This is a genomic window from Flavonifractor sp. AGMB03687 (genome assembly GCF_017811815.1).
Taxonomy (GTDB): domain Bacteria; phylum Bacillota; class Clostridia; order Oscillospirales; family Oscillospiraceae; genus Flavonifractor.
Genome location: NZ_JADKZI010000004.1, coordinates 197,918 through 218,196, shown reverse-complemented (window position 1 = coordinate 218,196; position 20,279 = coordinate 197,918). Strand labels below are relative to the sequence as shown.

General features: G+C 62.6%; 22 protein-coding genes. 15 read left to right on the top strand and 7 right to left on the bottom strand.

Going from position 1 to position 20,279, the window contains the following annotated elements:
• The first annotated feature begins 2 nt into the window (after positions 1–2).
• From thiM to J9789_RS10165, 7 genes are read left to right on the top strand one after another with little or no spacing between them, the layout of a single operon-like run.
• On the top strand, positions 3–839 hold the full coding sequence (gene thiM / locus J9789_RS10195; protein ID WP_209345029.1) for a hydroxyethylthiazole kinase: 837 nt from the start codon (positions 3–5) through the stop codon (positions 837–839).
• Positions 820–1,479 (top strand): thiamine phosphate synthase, encoded by a 660-nt coding sequence (gene thiE / locus J9789_RS10190; RefSeq protein WP_209345027.1) that lies wholly within the window; start codon positions 820–822, stop codon positions 1,477–1,479. The genes thiM and thiE overlap by 20 nt, the downstream gene beginning before the upstream one ends.
• A complete protein-coding gene (locus J9789_RS10185; RefSeq protein ID WP_209345025.1) occupies positions 1,472–2,110 on the top strand; it encodes an HAD family phosphatase in 639 nt (212 codons plus the stop codon). The genes thiE and J9789_RS10185 overlap by 8 nt, the downstream gene beginning before the upstream one ends.
• Entirely contained in the window at positions 2,107–2,766 is a 660-nt protein-coding gene (gene tenA / locus J9789_RS10180; protein ID WP_209345023.1) for a thiaminase II, read from the top strand. The genes J9789_RS10185 and tenA overlap by 4 nt, the downstream gene beginning before the upstream one ends.
• A complete protein-coding gene (locus tag J9789_RS10175) occupies positions 2,763–3,524 on the top strand; it encodes an ABC transporter ATP-binding protein (RefSeq protein ID WP_209345021.1) in 762 nt (253 codons plus the stop codon). Before tenA ends, J9789_RS10175 begins: the two co-directional genes overlap by 4 nt.
• Positions 3,521–4,276 carry an ABC transporter permease gene (locus tag J9789_RS10170; protein ID WP_209345018.1) on the top strand — a complete coding sequence of 252 codons (756 nt, stop codon included), beginning with the start codon at positions 3,521–3,523 and terminating at the stop codon, positions 4,274–4,276. Before J9789_RS10175 ends, J9789_RS10170 begins: the two co-directional genes overlap by 4 nt.
• Positions 4,277–4,301: 25 nt before the next feature.
• A complete protein-coding gene (locus J9789_RS10165) occupies positions 4,302–5,321 on the top strand; it encodes an ABC transporter substrate-binding protein (RefSeq protein WP_348633672.1) in 1,020 nt (339 codons plus the stop codon).
• A gap of 39 nt (positions 5,322–5,360) precedes the next feature.
• Here J9789_RS10165 and J9789_RS10160 read toward each other — a convergent pair whose 3' ends face one another.
• Positions 5,361–6,749 (bottom strand): D-alanyl-D-alanine carboxypeptidase family protein, encoded by a 1,389-nt coding sequence (locus J9789_RS10160; protein ID WP_209345015.1) that lies wholly within the window; start codon positions 6,747–6,749, stop codon positions 5,361–5,363.
• Positions 6,750–6,839: 90 nt separating this feature from the next.
• Between J9789_RS10160 and J9789_RS10155 the strand changes: the two genes are divergently transcribed.
• The 8 genes from J9789_RS10155 to J9789_RS10120 all read left to right on the top strand — a co-directional run bounded on the left by J9789_RS10155 (position 6,840) and on the right by J9789_RS10120 (position 15,287).
• Positions 6,840–7,253 (top strand): ComEA family DNA-binding protein, encoded by a 414-nt coding sequence (locus tag J9789_RS10155; RefSeq protein ID WP_209345013.1) that lies wholly within the window; start codon positions 6,840–6,842, stop codon positions 7,251–7,253.
• A 26-nt stretch (positions 7,254–7,279) separates the two neighbouring features.
• Positions 7,280–7,966, top strand: coding sequence for a response regulator transcription factor (locus J9789_RS10150; protein ID WP_209345010.1), 687 nt, complete (start codon positions 7,280–7,282; stop codon positions 7,964–7,966).
• Entirely contained in the window at positions 7,959–9,431 is a 1,473-nt protein-coding gene (locus tag J9789_RS10145; RefSeq protein WP_209345008.1) for a HAMP domain-containing sensor histidine kinase, read from the top strand. The genes J9789_RS10150 and J9789_RS10145 overlap by 8 nt, the downstream gene beginning before the upstream one ends.
• A complete protein-coding gene (locus J9789_RS10140; protein ID WP_209345006.1) occupies positions 9,424–10,341 on the top strand; it encodes a GerMN domain-containing protein in 918 nt (305 codons plus the stop codon). The genes J9789_RS10145 and J9789_RS10140 overlap by 8 nt, the downstream gene beginning before the upstream one ends.
• Positions 10,342–10,450: 109 nt before the next feature.
• Positions 10,451–11,734 carry an O-acetylhomoserine aminocarboxypropyltransferase/cysteine synthase family protein gene (locus tag J9789_RS10135; RefSeq protein ID WP_209345004.1) on the top strand — a complete coding sequence of 428 codons (1,284 nt, stop codon included), beginning with the start codon at positions 10,451–10,453 and terminating at the stop codon, positions 11,732–11,734.
• Positions 11,735–11,737: 3 nt separating this feature from the next.
• Complete coding sequence (locus tag J9789_RS10130; protein WP_209345002.1) at positions 11,738–12,295, top strand: prolyl-tRNA synthetase associated domain-containing protein; 558 nt, start codon at positions 11,738–11,740, stop codon at positions 12,293–12,295.
• 12 nt (positions 12,296–12,307) lie between these two features.
• On the top strand, positions 12,308–13,345 hold the full coding sequence (locus tag J9789_RS10125) for an alcohol dehydrogenase (RefSeq protein ID WP_209344999.1): 1,038 nt from the start codon (positions 12,308–12,310) through the stop codon (positions 13,343–13,345).
• Positions 13,346–13,478: 133 nt separating this feature from the next.
• On the top strand, positions 13,479–15,287 hold the full coding sequence (locus J9789_RS10120; protein ID WP_209344998.1) for a substrate-binding domain-containing protein: 1,809 nt from the start codon (positions 13,479–13,481) through the stop codon (positions 15,285–15,287).
• A gap of 119 nt (positions 15,288–15,406) precedes the next feature.
• Here J9789_RS10120 and J9789_RS10115 read toward each other — a convergent pair whose 3' ends face one another.
• The 6 genes from J9789_RS10115 to ilvA form a co-directional block, all read right to left on the bottom strand.
• Positions 15,407–16,405 carry a hypothetical protein gene (locus J9789_RS10115; RefSeq protein ID WP_209344996.1) on the bottom strand — a complete coding sequence of 333 codons (999 nt, stop codon included), beginning with the start codon at positions 16,403–16,405 and terminating at the stop codon, positions 15,407–15,409.
• Positions 16,398–16,880, bottom strand: coding sequence for a sigma-70 family RNA polymerase sigma factor (locus J9789_RS10110; RefSeq protein ID WP_209344994.1), 483 nt, complete (start codon positions 16,878–16,880; stop codon positions 16,398–16,400). Before J9789_RS10110 ends, J9789_RS10115 begins: the two co-directional genes overlap by 8 nt.
• Positions 16,881–17,005: 125 nt before the next feature.
• A complete protein-coding gene (gene recR / locus J9789_RS10105) occupies positions 17,006–17,608 on the bottom strand; it encodes a recombination mediator RecR (RefSeq protein WP_209344992.1) in 603 nt (200 codons plus the stop codon).
• Between the two features lie 24 nt (positions 17,609–17,632).
• Positions 17,633–18,094, bottom strand: a complete 462-nt coding sequence (locus J9789_RS10100) for a cupin domain-containing protein (protein ID WP_209344990.1) — start codon at positions 18,092–18,094, stop codon at positions 17,633–17,635.
• A 2-nt stretch (positions 18,095–18,096) separates the two neighbouring features.
• Complete coding sequence (rpe, locus tag J9789_RS10095) at positions 18,097–18,744, bottom strand: ribulose-phosphate 3-epimerase (RefSeq protein ID WP_209345500.1); 648 nt, start codon at positions 18,742–18,744, stop codon at positions 18,097–18,099.
• Between the two features lie 257 nt (positions 18,745–19,001).
• Positions 19,002–20,222: a threonine ammonia-lyase gene (gene ilvA / locus J9789_RS10090; RefSeq protein ID WP_209344988.1), complete on the bottom strand. Its 1,221-nt coding sequence runs from the start codon at positions 20,220–20,222 to the stop codon at positions 19,002–19,004.
• Positions 20,223–20,279: the final 57 nt, after the last annotated feature.

Genomic DNA, 20,279 nt, shown 5'->3' with positions numbered 1-20,279 from the left:
ACATGGAACGGATGGAATTTGCCGCCATGCTGGGCGCGGTGCGGGAAAAAGCGCCGCTGGTCCAGTGCATTACCAACATCGTCACCGTCAACGACTGCGCCAATATTCTGCTGGCGGCGGGAGCTTCCGCCACCATGGCCCACCACCCTCTGGAGGTGGCCGACGCGGTGGCCGGGGTCCAGGCCCTGGTCCTCAACCTGGGGGCCGTGGGGGACCGGGAGGCCATGCTCATCGCCGGAAAAGAGGCCAATAAGCTGGGCGTGCCGGTGGTGTTTGACCCGGTGGCCGCCGGTTTTACCGGCCTGCGGCGGGAGACCGCCCGCAAATTGCTGGAAGAGGTTCAGTTTGCCGTGATCCGGGGCAACGCCTCCGAGATTCGGGCCCTCACTGAGGACAAGGAGGGGGGCAGCGGAGTGGACGTGGCACAGGCCGACGCGGTTACCGAGTCCGGCCTGCCCCGCGCGGCGGAGCTGGCCCGCACCCTGTCCAAGCGGACGGGGGCGGCGGTGACCCTCTCCGGGGCGGTGGACGTTATTGCCCAGGGGGAGTGGGTGCTCTTCCTCCGCAACGGCAGCCCCACCATGGCCCGGATCACCGGCAGCGGATGCATGCTGTCCGCCCTCACCGGTGCCTTCTGCGGGGCCAGCCCGGACAAGCCTTTTGAGGCGGCGGCGGCCGCCGCCGCGTCCATCGCCCTGGCGGGCGAGCGGGCGGAGGAGCTGCGCCTTCAGAAGGGGACGGGGAGCGGCACCTTCCGGGTGGACCTCATCGACAGCGTGTTCAACCTGACGGAGGAACAGCTGATGCAAGGAGTGCGTTATGAAATTTACCAGGGATGAGATCAGGCGGGGCATGACCCTGTACGCCGTGACCGACCGGAGCTGGCTGGGGGAGCGCACCCTGCCCCAGGCGGTGGAGGCGGTGCTGAAAGGCGGGGCGACCTTCCTCCAGCTGCGGGAAAAAGAGCTGGATCAGGGGGCGCTCCTGGCGGAGGCCAGGGAGCTGCGGGCCATCGCCGGGCGGTATCATGTGCCCTTTGTGGTCAACGACAGCGTGGAAGCGGCTCTGGCCTGCGGCGCCGACGGAGTCCACGTGGGGCAGAAGGACCTGATGGGCCGGGACGTGCGGGCGATCATCGGCCCGGACAAGATCCTGGGCATCACCGCCAACACCGTGGAGCTGGCTGTGGCGGCGGAGCGGGCCGGAGCCGACTACATCGGCGCGGGGGCGGTGTTTGGCACCACCACCAAGCAGGACGCCAAAAACCTGAGCCTGGAGCGGCTGGGGGAGATCTGCCGGGCGGTGAGCATCCCGGTGGTGGCCATCGGCGGGGTCAACGCCGACAACCTGCCCCGGCTGGCGGGGACGGGCGCGGCGGGCGCCGCCGTGGTGTCCGCCCTCTTCGCCCAGCCGGACCCGGAGGACGCCGCCCGGCATCTCCGGGCCCTGGCGGACCAGATGGTGGCCGCCCGTGGATAAACGCTTCTGTATTTTTGACATGGACGGCACCCTGGTGGACTCCATGCACTACTGGAAGGGGCTGGGCCGGGCTTATCTGGAGCGCCGCGGCATCCGCCCGGACCGGCGGCTGCTGTGGATGGTGCAGGCCATGACCATGCTGGAGGGGGCGGCCTATTTCATGGACGCCTTCTCCATCCCGGGTCCGCCGGAGCGGATCGTGGCGGAGATGGAGGAGATGATGGCCGGACACTACCGCGCCGACGTCCCCCTGAAGCCGGGAGTCCAGGACTATCTGGAGCGCCTGCGGGCGAAGGGGGTCCGGATGTGCGTGGCCACCGCCACGGCGGAGCCGCTGGCCCGGGCCTGCCTGGAGCGGCTGGGGGTGGCGGGATATTTTGCGTGCATCCTCAGCTGCGAGAGCCTGGGGCGCAGCAAGGACAGCCCGGAGATCTATCTGGAGGCGGCCCGCCGCCTGGGGAGCGCCCCGGGGGAGACCGCCGTATTTGAAGACGCGCTCTATGCCGCCCGCACCGCCAAAGCGGCGGGCTTTTATACCGTAGGCATACCGGAGGCGGCCTATGCAGAGGACTGGCCCGCCCTGTCCGCCCTGGCGGATGAAACCATATTGGATTGGAGGAACGCCTTATGACCGTGACCCAGCGGCTTTATGAAGCGGCAAAGCCCATCTGGCAGGCCTGCCACGACCACCCCTTTGTGAAAGGCATCGGGGACGGCACCCTGGACCAGGAAAAGTTTCAGTATTTTCTGCTCCAGGACTATCTGTATCTCTTTGACTATGCCAAGGTATTTGCCTGGGGCGTGGTGAAGGCCAAGAATCCGGAACTGATGCGCTTCTTCTCCGCCAACGTGGACGCCATCCTGGGCGGCGAGATGAAGACCCACCGGGCCTATATGGCCAAGCTGGGCATCACCGAGGAGCAGGTATTCCAGGTGAAGCCTGCCCTGTCCAACCTGTCCTACACCCACTATATGCTGGCGGTGGCCGCCGCCGGCAGCCCGGCGGAGATCGTGGCCTCCATCCTGGCCTGTTCCTGGAGCTACGCCGAAATCGGCACCCGGCTGGCCCAGATTCCCGGCGCGGCGGACCACCCCTTCTACGGGGAATGGGTGCGGGGCTACTCCAGCGAGGAGTACCAGAGCACCAATGACGCCCTGGTGGCCCGGATGGACCAACTGGCCCAGGGCTGCATCGAGGAGGAGTACCAGCGGCTGGAGGACATCTTCGTGGCCTGCAGCAAGTACGAGCTGGGCTTCTGGGAGATGGCGTGGAGGCTGGAACCGTGAGCGCCCTGGAATTTCGTCAGGTGTCCTACCAGTACCCCTCGGAGGACTTTGACATCATCGACAAGCTGTCCTTCCAGGTGGAGCCGGGCTCCTTCCACTGCGTGCTGGGGGTGAGCGGCTGCGGCAAGAGCACCATCTTCCGCATGACCAACGGCCTGCTCCAGCCCAAGGGCGGGGAGATCCTGGTGGACGGCGCGCCCATCGGCGGGCGGAAACGGTACTGCGGCTATATGCCCCAGAAGGACCTGCTCTTCCCCTGGCGTACCGTGGGGGAGAACGTGGCCCTGCCCCTGGAGATCGCCGGAGGGATGTCCAGGGAGCAGCGGCGGCAGAAGGCCGAGGAGGCCCTGGCCGACGTGGGATTGGAGGGTTGCTGCGACAAGATGCCGGACGAGCTGTCCGGCGGCATGCGCCAGCGGGCCGCCTTTGCCCGCACCATGCTGACGGGCAGCGACCTGCTGCTGCTGGACGAGCCTTTCTCCGCCCTGGACTTCCTGACCCGCATCTCCATGCAGGAGTGGCTGCTGGACCAGTGGCAGCGGCACAAGAAGACCATCCTCTTCATCACCCACGACGTGGAGGAGGCGGTGTTCCTCTCCTCCAGCGTGCTGGTGGTGGAGTCCACCCCCATCCACACCCTGACGGAGATCCCGGTGCCCGCGGCCTTTCCCCGGGACCGGTCCTGCCTGAAGCAGCCGGAGATGGTAGAGCTGAAGGAGCGGCTGATCACGCTGCTGAGAAAGCAGGTGACGGTATGAAGAAAGCCTGCAAAGCCAATCTGCCCGCCCTCATTTTCCTGCTGGCCTTAATCATGATTTGGCAGGCGGGGGCCATGGGCATGAACGCCTCCTACATCCTGCCCACACCCATCCAGATCCTTCAGCGGATGTGGGAGCTGCGGGAGCCCCTCTTTACCGTCCATCTGCCCGCCACCATGACGGTGACCGGCATCGGCCTGGTCATCTCCCTGGTGCTGGGCCTGGCCCTGGCAGTGGCCATGGATGCCAGCGATATGGTGCGGCGGATGCTCTATCCCGTGGTAGTGGTGTCCCAGACCATTCCCACCACCGCCATTGCGCCGCTGTTTGTGCTGTGGTTCGGCTACGGCATCTGGAGTAAGGTGCTGGTGACGGTGCTCATCACCTTTTTCCCCATTACCATTACGGTGTACGACGGCCTGCGCTCTGCCAAGACCGAGATGGCCGAACTGCTCCAGACCTACGGCGCCACCCGCCGGGAGATTTTCTGGAAGATCAAGGCCCCCTGCGCCCTGCCTTACTTCTTCTCGGCCATCAAAATGGCGGTGCCCATGAGCATCATCGGCGCGGCCATCGGCGAGTGGCTGGGGGCCCAGAGCGGTTTGGGCTACTTCTCCCGCCGGATGATGACCCAGCTGGACGGCGCAGGTGTCTTTGCCCCCATTGTGATCCTGTCGGTCACCGCCATGGTGGCTGTGGGGATCGTAGCCCTGCTGGAGCGGAAGTTTGTCCGCTGGCGGGGAGAGTCCTAATAAAGAGATCAACAGGAAAGGAAAGATGGATATGAAGCGAATTGCTACCCTTGCCCTGGCCGGTGCCCTGCTGCTGGCCGGCTGCTCCGCTCCCGCCTCCGACGAACAGGAGACCACCACCGGCGGCCAGGAACTGCGGGAGATCAGCGTGGTGCTGGACTGGTACCCCAACGCCCTCCACGCCTTCCTCTACGACGCCATCGAGAAGGGCTATTTTGAGGAGGAGGGTCTGAAGGTCAACATTCAGTTCCCCTCCAACGCCAACGATGCCATTTCCCTGGTGGCTGCCGGACAGGCGGAGATCGGCCTGTACTACCAGCAGGACGTGATCATGGCCCGTGCCAACCAGGATGTGCCGGTGAAGTCCATCGGCGCGGTGGTCCAGGGCCCCCTGAACATCGTCCTCTCCCTGAAGGATAAGAACATCACCTCCCCGGACGATCTGGTGGGCAAGACCATTGGCTACGCGGGCACCGAGCTGTCCGAGGCCCTGATCCGCTCCATCATGGCCAACGTGGGGGCGGACTCCAGCGACGTGACCATGATCGACGTGGGCTTTGATCTCATGAGCTCCATGACCACCGGCAATGTGGACGCTACCATCGGCTGTCTGGTGAACCACGAGGTGCCCCAGATGGAGGAAGAGGGCTTTGAGGTCAACTACTTTGAGCTGGACGACTACGGCGTGCCCACCTACTACGAGGGCGTGTTCCTGGCCAACGACACCATGATCGAAGAGGAGCCCGAGGTGCTGAAGGGCTTCCTGCGGGCCTGCGAGAAGGGCTTTGACGACATGCAGGCCGACCCGGACGGCGTGCTCCAGATCCTGCTGGACAACCAGAACGAGGAGAACTTCCCCCTGTCCCAGACGGTGGAGCAGAAGAGCATGGCCACCCTGCTGCCCATGATGGAGACGGAGGATGCCCCCTTCCTGTCCCAGACGGCGGAGTGCTGGCAGGAGAATGTGGACTGGCTGCTCAGCGAGGGCCTGATCGACGAAGCTCCCGCTCTGGATCAGCTGTATGTGGATCTGCTGAGTGAGTAAACAAAAACGCCTGCTGCGCAAGCAGCAGGCGTTTTTTTCTTATCTTCTTCTGCGGCGTCCGCTGTAGTGGGAACCACCGCTGTAGGAGTAGCCGCCCCTGCGGCTTCTCCGCCGCCCGCCGAAGAGACGGCGGACGATGAGCAGTACAATGACCACCAGAAGGATCACCAGAATGATCTTGACCCACAGCTGGGAGAAGAACTTCTGGATGCGGTCTACGTAGTAGAGAAGGGGATCCGCCTCCACGTTGATGCTGGCCACCAGGGGAAGGGAGCCGTACTCCTTGTCGTTAAAGGTGGCGGTGATGGTGCCCAGCACCTGGCCCTTTTCCACGGGAGCCTCCACCGTGTCGGCGTTCAGGGTGTAGGAGAACTCAAAGTCCTCGGGGGAGACGTCGTTGGGCAGCAGGGCGGTGATCTCGCCCTGAGGTTCCAGGGTCACATAATTGGTGCCCTTGCCCAGAGTGACCTCGATCTCAGGGATGTCCCGCTTGGTGGAGTCCAGAATGGTCTGGGTGGAGAAGTTCTTGAAGCCCCACTCAAACATGCGGATGGTTTCCTTGAAGTAGATGAAGCCGTTGCTGCCGGTGGTGCCCGGCTCACGCTCACAGCCCATGACCACGGAGATAAGGCTGCGGTCGTCCTTGGTGGCGGAGGCCGCCAGGCAGTAGCCGGACTCGTTGGTGTGGCCGGTCTTGATGCCGGTGGCGTAGGAGTAGAGGTAGCCGGCCACGTTCCAGTTGGAGATCAGGGCGTTGGTGGAGTGGACGGTGCGCACCTCGGGATGCATGTTGGTGGCGGGCATATCGTAGCTCTTGGAGGAGACGATGGTGCGGAAGGTCTCGTGCTTCATGGCCTCCTGGCACATGAGGAAGATGTCATAGGCGGAGGTGTAGTGATCGTCGTCATGGTAGCCGTGGGTGTTGGCAAAGTGGGTGTCCGCCATGCCCAGTTCGGAGGCCCGCTGGTTCATCAGCTCCACAAAGCTGGCCACGTCACCGGCCACCGCCTCGGCCATCACGTTGCAGGCCTCGTTGGCGGAGGGGATGAGGGCGGCATAGAGCAGGTCGATGATGCGGATCTGCTCCCCCTCCTTGATGTCGGCGGTGGAGGCGCCGGCGCCGATGCCGGTATGGAGGGCGCTGCTGGCAGTGACGGTCTGCTCCAGGGTGAGCTTGCCTTCATCCACCGCCTCCAAGGTGAGCAGACAGGTCATCACCTTGGTGATGGAGGCGGGATACATCTTCTCGTGGGCGTTCTTCTCGTAGAGGACCTCGTTGGTATTGGGGTCCACCAGGACAGCGGCCTTGGCGTTGACGTCCATCTCGTCCAGAATGGCGCTGCCGCTGCTGGCAGATGCGAAGGTGGTGAGCAGGCCGGCGATCAGTGCCAGAGCCAGCATCCAGGAGAGCAGGCGTGATTTTTTCATAGGAAACTCCCTTTTTCTATGGTATAATAAATGCAAAACCATTATAGCAAACCCTACACCTGGAAGCAACGGGAAGGCGGTTACAAAATCATGAAGATTTCCAAACTGGAACTGATCTCACTGCTGCTGGCCGCCGCCTTTGCAGCTTTCGCGGCTGGCTGGTTCCTCCGGGGCGCCTCCAGTGCTCAGCCGGTGCGGGTGGAGACGGAGGATCTGCTGGCCCAGAATACCGCGGTGGTGGTCCAGACCGTCCCGTCGGTAGAGCCGACGCCCCAGACCTCTCCGGAGGCGGCTACGCCGTCGGCGGAAGGAAAGATCGATCTGAACACGGCCACCAAGGAGGAGCTGATGACCCTGCCCGGTATCGGAGAGAAGCGGGCGGAGGATATCATCGCGGACCGGGAGGCCAACGGCCCCTTCCGCATCCCAGAGGATCTGACCCGGGTGAGCGGCATTGGCGAGGGTATCCTGGAGGGGCTCATCGATCTGGTGACGGTTTCTTGAAGTATGGACGCAAAGGAGGATATACCTTGAAGATACTGGTTGTAGACGACGAAAAAGTACTGGTCAAGGGCATCAAGTTCAACCTGGAGAGCGAGGGCTACCAGGTGGAGGCCGGCTATGACGGGGAGGAGGCGGTGGAGCTGGCCCGCAGCGGCAGCTTCGACCTCATCATTCTGGACCTGATGATGCCCAAGATCGATGGCCTGCAGGCCTGCATGCGCATCCGGGAGTTTTCCAACGTGCCCATCATCATGCTTACCGCCCGCAGCGAGGATACCGACAAGATCATCGGCTTTGAGTGCGGCGCCGACGACTATATTACCAAGCCCTTCAACATTCTGGAGCTGAAGGCCCGGGTGCGGGCCCTGCTCCGCCGGGCCGGCATGGCGGCCCAGCAGAAGGGGGGCAGCGGCAAGCTGGTCATGGGCCACATCACCCTGGACCCCGACGCCCGTGCCGCCTGGAAGGACGGCAAGAGCGTGGATCTGACGGCCAAGGAATTTGACCTGATGGAGCTGCTCATGCGCAACCCCGGACGGGTGTACAGCCGGGAAAACCTGCTCAACGTGGTGTGGGGCTATGAATACGCCGGTGACTACCGGACAGTGGACGTCCATGTCCGCCGCCTGCGGGAGAAGCTGGAGCTGGACCCGGCCAACCCCCAGTATATCCTCACCAAGTGGGGCGTGGGCTATTATCTGAAGAATGGATAAGAGAGAAAAGGAGGAGCAGGTCCGCCGTGTGCCCTTCTGGCGGTCTTTGCAGACCAAGTACGCCCTGACCTATCTGGTTATTGTGGCGGCAGTGGTGGTGCTGCTCAACACCTACCCGCTGAAGGTGTCCCAGACCCTGGCCTACCAGTCCAAGCAGACCTCCCTGCAAAATCAGGCCTCGGTGCTGGCCTCCGCGCTGGCCACCGGGCCGGAGGCCCTGACCCAGGAGGGCGCCACCCGGACGGTGAGCCTGCTGCTGGGCAGCCTGGGCGTGACCCGGGTGGTGGTCACCGATACCAACGGCATGGTGCTGTGCGACTTCCAGGAGGGCAGCCAGCGCTCCGACACCGTGGGCCAGTACGCCATGATCTGGGAGATCGTCACCGCTTTGCAGGGCAACGATGTGTTCCGGTCGGAGTATACCGGCGGTGCCCTGTGCAGCCGGGCGGCGGTTCCCGTCACCTACCGCTCCATGACCCAGGGTGCGGTCTACCTCTATGAGTACGACGCGGAACAGGGGGCGCTGCTCCAGGGCATCCAGACCAATCTGCGTACCCTCTCCATCGTGATCTGTGTGGTGACGGCGGCCATGGGTATTGTGTTCTCCAAGGCCCTCACCCGGCGGATCGCCCAGCTGCTGCGGGGCATCCATACGGTGCGCCAGGGCGAGTACAGTCACCGGGTCACCGTCAGGGGCGGGGACGAGCTCAGCCGCCTGGCCGACGAGTTCAACGAGCTCACCGGCCGCCTTCAGACCACGGAGGAGGTGCGCCGCCGCTTCGTGTCCGATGCCTCCCACGAGCTGAAAACCCCGCTGGCCTCCATCCGCCTGCTCACCGACTCCATCCTTCAGGCCGACCATATGGACAGCGAGACGGCCCGGGAGTTTTTGACCGACATCGGAGATGAGGCCGAGCGGCTGACCCGCATCACCGAGAAGCTGCTCACCCTCACCCGATTGGATACCGCCCATGAGCTCCACACCAGTCCGGTGGACGTAAAGGCCGTGGTGGAGCGGGTGGAGCATATGCTTTCCCCCCTGGCCCGGGCGGCCAATGTGTCCCTGGAGATGGCTCTGCAGCCCGGCTGCATCATCAGGGCCACCGAGGACGATCTGTATCAGGTGGCCTTCAACCTGATGGAGAACGCGGTCAAATACAACCTGCCCGGCGGAACGGTGACCGTGACCCTGAAGCGGACGGCGGAGCAGGTCATTCTGCTGGTGGAGGACACCGGTGTAGGTATCCCGGAGGACGACCTGCCTAAGATCTTCGACCGCTTCTACCGGGTGGACAAGGCCCGCTCCCGGGCCGCCGGCGGTACCGGCCTGGGCCTGTCCATCGTGCGGGATACGGTGCGCCAGCACGGCGGCTCCGTGACCGCTACGCGGCGGGAGCAGGGTGGGACCTGCTTTACCGTCACATTCCCGCTTTGGACGGAGAAGGGAGGGGCAGACCATGGGTAAACGAGGCGCTGTGCTGCTGCTGTGCGCCGCCCTGCTGGCGGCAGGGGGGTGTGCCTCCCGGGAGAGCAGCGGAGGAACGGGCCAGACCTACCTGGTCTATTATTCTGCCCTCTCCAACCAGCAAAGCGAGTCGGCGGTAGCGGGAGAACGCCGTACCCTGTCCGGCGGGCAGGAGGCCGTGACCGCTTTGATGGACCTGCTGCTGTCCCAGCCCCAGTCTGCCGGGCTGACCTCCCCCTTTCCCAGCGGCCTTCAGCTGCTGGAGTGGCAGCTGGAGGAGGGACGGCTCCACCTGGATCTGTCCGACCACTACTACAGCCTGTCCGGCGTGGACCTGACCCTGGCCGATGCCTGTCTGGCCCTGACTTTCTGCCAGCTGGAGGATGTGGACTCGGTCTACGTCACCGTGGAGGGTCATGAGCTGCCCTACCGCACCACCCAGCAGCTGTCGATGGAAAATATTCTGCTGGCCGGCGGGGCCGATGAGCCTATGTCGCTGGGCGTGGACCTCTGGTACCTGAAGCCCGGCGGCCGCGCGCTGAGCGTGGAGCGGCGGCAGATCGTCAAGACCGTGGACCAGACCCTGGTGCAGGCCGTTCTGGCGGCCTGGGCCGACGGACCGGAGGGCGAGCTGCTCTCCTGCCTGCCCGAGGGCAGCCAGATCCGCTCGGTGGAGCTCCAGGACGGGGTCTGCGTGGTGGACCTGTCCCAGGAGTACATCGACGGCCTGCCCAGGTCGGAACAGACTGCCGCCCTCACCGTGTACGCCATGGTGAACACCCTGTGCGAGCTGGACGGGGTGGAGGCGGTACAGCTCTACATTGACGGGGAGCCCGCCCCGGCGGTGGGCGGCCTGCCCCTGGACCGGGCGCTCATCCCGGACACCTCCCTGTCGGAGACCGGTTCTTGACAACCGGACCGGCCGGGTGTAACATACCACATATTGTTTCACACGTTATAGCATTACAGCGATACAGGCATCCTTGCCCGCCCCTCGCAAAGAAAGGAAGAATCACGCCATGAGCCAGCACCGTATCAGTACCCAGTGTATCCACGCCGGCTATACCCCCGGAAACGGAGAGCCCCGGAATATCCCAATCGTCCAGTCCACCACCTTCCGGTACGCCACCGGCGAGCAGATGGGGGCCCTCTTTGATCTGGAGGCCAGCGGCTATTTCTATACCCGCCTGCAGAACCCCACCAACGACCACGTGGCCGCCAAGATCTGCGCCCTGGAGGGCGGCACCGCGGCCATGCTCACCTCCTCCGGACAGGCGGCTTCCTTCTATGCCATCTTCAACATCGTCTCCTGCGGCGAGCATGTGGTGTGCTCCTCCTCCATCTACGGCGGCACCTACAACCTGTTTGCCGTCACCATGAAGCGGATGGGCATCGACTTCACCTTCGTGGACCCGGACTGCACCGAGGAGGAGCTGAACGCGGCCTTCCGGCCCGAGACCCGGGCGGTGTTCGGTGAGACCATTGCCAACCCGGCCCTCACCGTGCTGGATATTGAGAAGTTTGCCAAGGCGGCCCACGCCCACGGCGTGCCCCTCATTGTGGACAACACCTTCGCCACCCCGGTGAACTGCCGGCCCTTTGAGTGGGGCGCCGACATCATCACCCACTCCACCACCAAGTACATGGACGGCCACGCCAACGCGGTGGGCGGCGCCATTGTGGACTCCGGCAAGTTCGACTGGAACGCTCACGCCGACAAGTTCCCTGGCCTGACCACCCCCGACGAGAGCTACCACGGCGTCACCTACACCGAGCGCTTCGGCCTGGAGGGGGCCTACATCACCAAGGCCACCGTTCAGCTCATGCGTGACCTGGGCGCTATCCCCTCTCCCCAGAACTGCTACTACCTGAACATCGGCCTGGAGACCCTGCCCCTGCGGGTGGCCCGGCACTGTGAGAACGGCCTGGCTGTGGCCAAGTTCCTGAAGGATCATCCCAAGGTGGCCTGGGTGCGCTATCCTGGCCTGGAGGGTGATCCCTACTATGAGCGGGCCCAGAAGTACATGCCCAACGGCACCTGCGGCGTGGTGTCCTTCGGCGTGAAGGGCGGCCGTGAGGCGGCCTCCAGGTTCATGGCCGGTCTGGAACTGGCCTCCATCGCCACCCACGTGGCCGATGCCAAGACCTGCACCCTGCACCCCGCCTCCACCACCCACCGCCAGATGACCGACGAGGAGCTGGCCGCCGCCGGCGTCTCTCCCGATCTGGTGCGCCTCAGTGTGGGCATCGAGGATATCAACGACATTCTGGAGGACGTGGCCCACGCCCTGGAGCAAGTGTAAGCGATGGTGGTGGATCCTAACGTATACAGCGGCCCGCCGGCGGAGGAGCGCCACCCCAACGAGATGGCGGTCTACGCCTTCCTGGACCAGCTGGGCATCTCCTACCAGCGGTGCGACCATGAGTACGCCAATACCATGGAGGACTGCAAGGCGGTGGAGCAGGTGCTGGGCGCCCCCATCTGCAAGAACCTGCTGCTGACCAACCGGAAGCAGACCGACTTCTATCTGCTGATGATGCCGGGAGACAAGCCCTTCAAGACCAAGGATGTGACCGCCCAGCTGGGCTGCGCCCGGCTGTCCTTTGCCACGCCGGAGCACATGATGGACCTGCTGGGGGCAGCCCCCGGCTCGGCCAGCGCCTTTGAGCTGATACATGACAAAGAGGGCAGGGTACAGCTGGTGATGGATCGGGAACTGCTGGAGGGGGAGTTTATCAGCGGACACCCCTGCTTCTCCACCACCACCCTGAAGCTGACCCGGTCTGATTTTCTGGACCGCTTCCTGCCGGCGGTGGATCACAAGCCCATTCTGGTGGATCTGCCCTGGCCGGAGGCCGAATAAGGAGGGAGGGCCATGCTGGCCTATACCTATGTGGAGCGGGGAAAGTTTGCCCTGCAGAACAAGCCAAAGCCCCAGCTGCTGGACGACGGGGATGCCATCGTCAGGGTCACCCTGTCCAGCATCTGTACCAGCGACCTGCACATCAAGCACGGTTCGGTGCCCCGGGCGGTGCCCGGTATCACCGTGGGCCATGAGATGGTGGGCGTGGTGGAGCAGGTGGGGGCCGGGGTGTCCACGGTAAAACCCGGAGACCGGGTGACCGTCAACGTGGAGACCTTCTGCGGCCACTGCTTCTTCTGCCAGCACGGCTGGGTGAACAACTGCACCGACCCCAACGGCGGCTGGGCCCTGGGCTGCCGCATTGATGGCGGACAGGCCGAGTATGTCCGGGTGCCCTATGCCGACCAGGGCCTGGACAAGATCCCGGATGGGGTATCTGACCGGCAGGTCCTCTTCGTAGGGGATATCCTGGCCACCGGCTACTGGGCAGCAGATATCTCCAACATCACAGCGGAGGACACGGTGCTCATCATCGGCGGCGGGCCCACCGGCCTGTGTACCCTCCAGTGTGTCCAGCTCCAGAGCCCCCGGCGGATCATCCTCTGCGAGCGGGCCCCCCTGCGCCGGGCCTTTGTGGAGGCCCATTACCCCGGCGTGCTGACGGTGGGGCCGGAGGAGGCGGAGGCCTTCGTGCTGGCCCACAGCGACCACGGCGGCGCCGATGTGGTGCTGGAGGTGGCGGGAGGACCAGATACCTTCCGCCTGGCCTGGCAGTGCGCCCGACCCAACGCCGTGGTGACGGTTGTAGCCCTGTATGACGACGACCAGGTGCTGCCCCTGCCCCAGATGTACGGCAAGAACCTGACCTTCAAGACCGGCGGCGTGGATGGCTGCAACTGTGCCCGCACCCTGGAGCTCATCGGCCAGGGCAGGCTGGACACTACCGCTCTCATCACCCACACCTATCCCCTGGACCGCATTGAGGAGGCCTACGACCTCTTTGAACACCGGCGGGACGGGGTCATCAAGGTGGCGGTCACAGGTCTGTAAAAAGATGGAAAATCTCCGGGAGATGGATTTCTCCCGGAGCTTTTGTTACCTTTGGATCTGTTTTGTGATAAAACTGTCACTTCTTTTCCTAATGCCTGTGCTATGATGAAACTATGGAAAGGAAGTGGAGCAAATGAAACGACTGCTTGCGCTGACCCTTTGTCTGGCGCTGCTCTGCCCCGCTGCCCTGGCTGCGGAGGGAGAGGAGACGTGGAGACGGACTGAGCCGGGCGGACATTATGTAACCATCCGCCTGGACTATACCCGGGATGACAACATGGACTGGACCATGCTCCGCAGAGTGGGCGTGCGGTACGCCGACACCAAGGAGCCGGTGCCCCTCAGCAGCGACCTAATATGGGGGGATGCGCTCTATGCCACGGTGCCTGCGGATGATGCAGACCGGCCCCTGGAGGTTTTCCTGGGAGAGGAGCACCGGTTCCCAGACTGCGTTGAGGTCTGGCAGGGCCATTCCTACTATTATCCCCCCGGCGGTACGGAGGAACTCTATTTGCGTGGTGTGGTCAAGGGGGATGGAGCCGGTAACCTGAACCCAGACCAGACCATCACCCGGGCGGAGGCCTTTACCATGGTGTGCCGTCTGCTGAGCCTGAAATCTGCCGGTGACCCTGGCTATGAGGACGTGTCCCCCGATGACTGGTACTATGATGCCGCTTCTGCCGCCAGGGCGGCCGGCCTTGCTGCGGCGGATACCAACTTCAACCCCACCCGCATGGTGACCCGGGGAGAGTTTACCGTCATGCTGGCCCGAGCCATGGAGTATGTGGGCTGGGTCACCATTCCGGAGAATGGGAACCGGTCCCAGCTGACACTGGGGGACGCGGACCAGATCCCCGACTGGGCTCTGGGGGCCTACCTGGCCTTTGAGGACGAGTATTCCAACGGGATTTATACCATCCAGGGCACCGGGGAGACCGACGAGCTGTATGGAGAGGAGAAGACCGAGCGGCTGGCCCAGTGGGACCTGGGGGCCACCCGGGGCGAGGTCATTACCTTTATGGACAACGTCCGCCAGTGGACCACTTGGTACCCCAAACAGACCGCCATCGACCTGGGCTTTGACCGGGAGATGCCGGTGGTGGATGGGTCCACCTCCACCTATCCCTATACCACCACCCTGTACGGGGCCCTGTTCACTAACTATGAGCGCCATCCCCAGTTCCCGGAGAGCCACTCCAAGAGCCATGAGTCCTATGAGCGGCTTATCAGCGGGGAGGTGGACGCCCTCTTTGCTGCCACCCTGCCCTCGGAGGATCTGAAGGACCTGGCCAAAGAGGCCGGGGTGGAGCTGACGTGCATCCCCATTGCCTACGATGCCATGGTGTTCTTCACCAATGCGGAGAACAGCATCACCGGCCTTACCCGCCAGCAGATCCAGGACATCTATGTCTGGGGCAAGTACGACAACTGGAGCCAGGTGGGCGGTCCGGACGCCGGACTGCTGCCCTACCGCCGCAACGTGGACAGCGGCTCCCACGCCCTGATGGAGCAGTATTTCCTGGAGGGGGGCAAGCTGTCCCTCAGCCCCGACGTGCACAATGTACTTACCTCCTATGCCATGTCCTCCGCCCTTACCGATGTGGCCGAGGCCAAGACGGCCGATCCGCTGGCCTATGCCATGGGCTACAGTGTGTACTACTATTATGTAAACAGCTATTGGCTGCTGCTGGATTCCAGCGGCGGGGACCTGAAGCTGCTGGCGGTGGACGGCGTAGCGCCTTCGGAGGAAACGATTGCCGATGGCAGCTACCCTCTGGCAGGGTACAACTACCTGGTATTCTGCTCCGATGAACCGGCAGATTCTCCTGCCCGTAAGCTGGCCGCCTTCCTGCTTACCGAGGAGGGCCAGACCCTGGTGACCAACGCCGGTTTCGGTGCCCTGAGCCAGAGCGATCTGGCCAAGGCCAAAGATCTGCTGTAACAGAGAAATAGGTTTTGCTGCAGCTATTATGTAAAAATGGCCGCCCAATGGGCGGCCATTTTTTATGACGATCTATCCTTATCAGCTTCAGAAGCCGGTCAGGTTCTGACCACTTCGACTCACTCATACATCACGCCGTTGATTTCTACGGATGCAATGCTGTTTGTATCCACGATCCGGTTGAAGGTATAGGTGAGGATGCTGCCTTCCAGGTCGAGCAAGCCGTAGGTTTGGTTCGAAACAAAGTCGGCCTCGTTCTCCACCACATATTTGGAGCCGTCCACATAATACAGTGTGACGCTGTCAATGGAATCACCGTCCACCCCAAGGGAAGCCAGATCCATTTGAATGCTGACGGGGGAGATGTAAACCGCACCGTCGGCCAACTCAACGCCTGCGATGCCTATGTCGCCGGGCAATTCCATGGAAATGTCATTCCTTTTGGTCCAGTCATCCCCTGAGCCGATCCCCACACAGATGGTTTTCTGAGACGGGTCTGCAATAAAATAGGTGCAGATGTATAACTTTGTTTTACTGCTCATGGCCGTATCCAGATAGTCGCGGCTGGCGCTCTGCACGATTGTAAAAACAGGTGTCTCCGCAGGCCACCACAGCTCCCCGTTGGGAGATACTTCATAACCGCTGACCCCATTGCTGTTTTCCACCGTGTAATAGAGCATCCCTGCCCGTGTTGCGGCGTCATATAGGAGCGCTTCCACGTTTAACGTGTAGTCGCCGCATGCCGTACTTTCCCCTACGGCAAAAATGTACGGTGCGATCAATTCCTGGGCCAGGGTCTCATCCACCGGCACCCGCTCCCAGGCGGGGAGGTTTGTTATCAGTTTTCCATACTCGTTATACTCCACGATGCCGTTTCCGGAGCTTACATTTTCCCCAAACAGCGCACGCAGCATGGCCGCTGGGTTTTCATAACGGAGAAAGCCTACCGCAGCGGCGGCTGTGACGATGCCGCACAAAACAGCAGCTGCTACGGCAGCGGTTCTGGACCATTTTGCACGTTTTCTGCTCTTGTGTGTCATATTCATTACCTCCACAAGCACATCTTCGGAGGCGTGAAGGGAGGAAAAGGTCTCCTGATAGGTTTTTTGATCAAACATGACTGTCTGCCTCCTGAAGATTGGATTTAAGAATCTCCCGTCCGCGTCTTAATCTGGTGCGGACAGTTGCGTTGGGAATTTTGAGGAGTTTGGAGATTTCCTCGCAGGAGTACTCCTCGTAGTAGTGCAAAAAGATTGGAACACGGTACTTTTGAGGCAGCTCCATGACCGCATAGAACAGCTCGCTATGCTCCGGGGATGGAAAAGAGAGTGTCGAAGCATAATCCTCAATGGGCTCCGTTCGTTTCCACGGAGATAAAAATGCTTTTTTACATTCGTTGATGGTAACACGAATCAGCCAATGCTTGATATGCGCCTCACTGTCAAACACTTTATCCACGCGATAGAGCTTAATGAGCACATCCTGCGTGATGTCATCTGCCTCTGATCGGCTTTTTGTGTAGTTGAACGCCAATCGGAATACCATATCCATATACAATTTTGCAAGGCAGCTAAATTGTTCATCATTCAACATAGTTTGTACTCCCTGAAAAGCTTTTCACTAATAATATCATTGAATGATCAAAATTGTTTCACCGATTGCAAAAAAACGGCCGCCCACTGGGCGGCCGTTTTCCTTAGAATAACATGGTTTTGTACTCAGATCTCCCGGCGGCCCTCCAGGGCACGCATCAGGGTGGCGTCGTCGGCGTACTCCAGGTGGCTGCCCACCGGGATGCCGTAGGCTAGCCGGGTTACCTTCACGCCGAAGGGACGCAGCATGCGGGAGAGGTACATGGCGGTAGCCTCACCCTCGGTGTCCGGGTTGGTGGCCATAATGACCTCGCTGACGCCGCCGGCCGCCACACGGCTCACCAGCTCCTTCACCCGCAGCTCGTCGGGGCCCACGTGGTTCATGGGGGAGATGACGCCGTGGAGGACGTGGTACACACCGGGATATTCCCGGGAGCGCTCCATGGCCGCTACATCCTTGGGATCGGCCACCACACAGATCACCGACTGGTCCCGCTTGGGGTCCTGGCAGATGGGGCACAGCCCGTCCCCCTGGGAGAAATTCTGGCACACGGGGCAGCAGTGGATGGCGGCCTTGGCCTCGGTGATGGCCTGAGCAAAGGCGGCGGCGTCCTCCTCCGGCAGGGAGAGGACGTAGAAAGCCAGCCGCTGGGCGCTCTTCCGGCCAATGCCGGGCAGCCGGGCAAACTGCTCCACCAGCTGCTCCAGGGCGGGGGGAAAGTATTGCATAAATGAAACATCCCTTCTTAGAGATCAATCCCCTGGGTGCGGGGTGGGGGAACACGCCTGGATGAGGGCCTCCACATTCAGGGCGCGGCAGCGTGGGTCCAGCTGCGGACAGGCGACCCAGTCCACGTCGGGGAGAGCCTGTCCATATTTTACCGTGTGGGCCACCGTGCCCGGCAGCATGTAGGAATTGTGGGGCACGTTCAGCGGGCAGAGGTAGAAGTCACCGGTGCGGAGCACCCGGGGAACCAGGGCCCCATCCCGCTCCTCCACCACCAACATGGTACCCTGCTGGATGACGTTCAGCTCATGGACGTACCGGTGGAGGTGGCTGTTCTGCCAGCCGCTTTGGTCGCTGGCCTCGGTACGGATGTAGGAGCTTCCGTCGGAGGCGCACAGGCGGAACCGCAGCTCACCGTTGTCCATCCGTTCATGGCGGGTGGTGACACCCAACTCTTTTGCCTGCTGGTCGGTGATGGGTGCAGGCATGCTTACTCCTCCCGCAGGGCGGCAATGGTGGCGGCGGGGTCGGCCGCGCCGTACACCGCAGAACCGGCCACCAGGGTATCAGCACCGGCGGCAATGACCTTGCCGGCGGTCTTGGGGCTGACGCCACCGTCCACCTCCAGCCGGCAGGCGGGATTGTACTTGTCAATGATGGCGCGCACCTGGCGGATGGTGTCCAGCTGGTGCTCCATAAAGGCCTGGCCGCCGAAGCCGGGCTCCACGGTCATCACCAGCACCATGTCCAGATCCTCAATATAGGGCAGAACGGCGTTGGCCGAGGTGATGGGGCGCAGGGCCACCGCCTTCTGTACGCCGCACTCGCCCATAAGGCGGAGCGCCTCAGCGATGCGGGTGGGGTGGTCGGCCTCCAGATGGACGCTCAGCAGGTCGGCGCCTGCCTTGGCAAAGGCCTCGATGTAGCGCACCGGCTTGTCGATCATCAGGTGGACGTCCAGGAACATGTCGGTACACTTGCGGATGGATTGCACCACAGGTACGCCGATGGTAATGTTGGGCACAAAGCAGCCGTCCATTACGTCCACATGGAGCCAGTCGGCGGAGGACACTCGCTTGATGTCCCGCTCCAGGTTTACAAAATCAGCAGAGAGGATGGAAGGGGCGATTTTGATCATCATTTACCACTCCATAGTCAAAAAGATAGGCCGAACCGGTACAGGAGCCTGTCCGGGGCCGCATTGGGGACCGGGGCAAAGTGGGAGGCGGACACATAAGATACAGCAAGCGGATGTCGCCCGGGGCCCCGCCGCTCCCTCAACGCGCCCACGGGCTGCCGGCCCGGCGGTCCATGCCCTGGAATCGCGTGCCGCATCATATAGTGTCCGGGGGAGAGCTTCTCCCCCGGACACAGCTGGTTTACAGGAAAGTCCGCTTAGTTGTAGAAGTCGTTGGTGTGGCACTCCCGGGCCTGATAGCCGGCGGAGCACATGGCGTCCAGAATGGCCCGCTTGTGGGTGTGGCCGAAGGCCTCCAGGGTGACCCGCAGCTCCACGCCGCTCTGGCGGTTGATGTTGATGAACTGGTTGTGCTCCAGCTTGATGATGTTGCCGTTGGCTTCGGCCACGATCTGGGCCACCCGCAGCAGCTCGCCGGGGCGGTCTGGCAGCTGCACAGAGAAGGTGAACACCCGGCCCCGGTTGATGAGGCCGTGCTGCACCAGGCTGGCCACGGTGATCACATCCATGTTGCCGCCGGAGAGGACAGGAACCACGTTCTTGCCCTTGCACTTCAGGTGGCTCAGGGCGGCGATGGGCAGCAGACCGGCGTTCTCCACGATCATCTTGTGCTTCTCCATCATATCCAGGAAGGCGTCCACCAACTCATCGTCGTCGATGGTGATGATGTCGTCGATGTTCTGCTGGATGTAGGGGAAGATCTGGTCGCCGGGGGTCTTGACCGCCACACCGTCGGCAATGGTCTCCACCTTGTCCAGGGTGACCACGTGTCCGGCCTCCAGGCTGGCCTTCATGGAGGCGGCGCCGGTGGGCTCCACGCCGATGACTGTGACGTTGGAGTTGAGGAGCTTGGCCAGGGTGGACACGCCGGTGGCCAGTCCGCCGCCGCCAATGGGCACCAGAATTACGTCCACGTCGGGCAGGTCCTGGAAGATTTCGTAGGAGATGGTGCCCTGGCCGGTGGCAATGGCGGGGTCGTTGAAGGGGTGGACGTAGGTCAGGCCTTCCTCCGCGGACAGCTTGGCAGCCAGCTCGGCGGCATCGTCGAAGGTCTCGCCATGCAGCACCACCTTGGCGCCGTAATCCTTGGTGTTGTTCACCTTCACCAGGGGGGTGGTGGTGGGCATGACGATGGTGGCGGCCACACCGGCCTGCTGGGCGGCGTAGGCCACGCCTTGAGCGTGGTTGCCGGCGGAGGCGGTGACCAGACCTTTGGCCTTCTCCTCCTCGGAGAGGGTGCTGATCTTATAGTAGGCGCCGCGAATCTTGTAGGCGCCGGTCACCTGCATATTTTCCGGCTTAATGTACACGTGGTTGCCGGTGGCCTTGGAGAAGGCGGAGCTGTAGACCAGATTGGTGTTGCGCAGGACGCCGGACAGTACGCTGCGGGCCTCCTTAAACTCTTTCAGGGTGAGCATGGAACAGACTTCCTCTCTTTTCTGGGATACATACTTTATTATCATAATGAGTTTTTG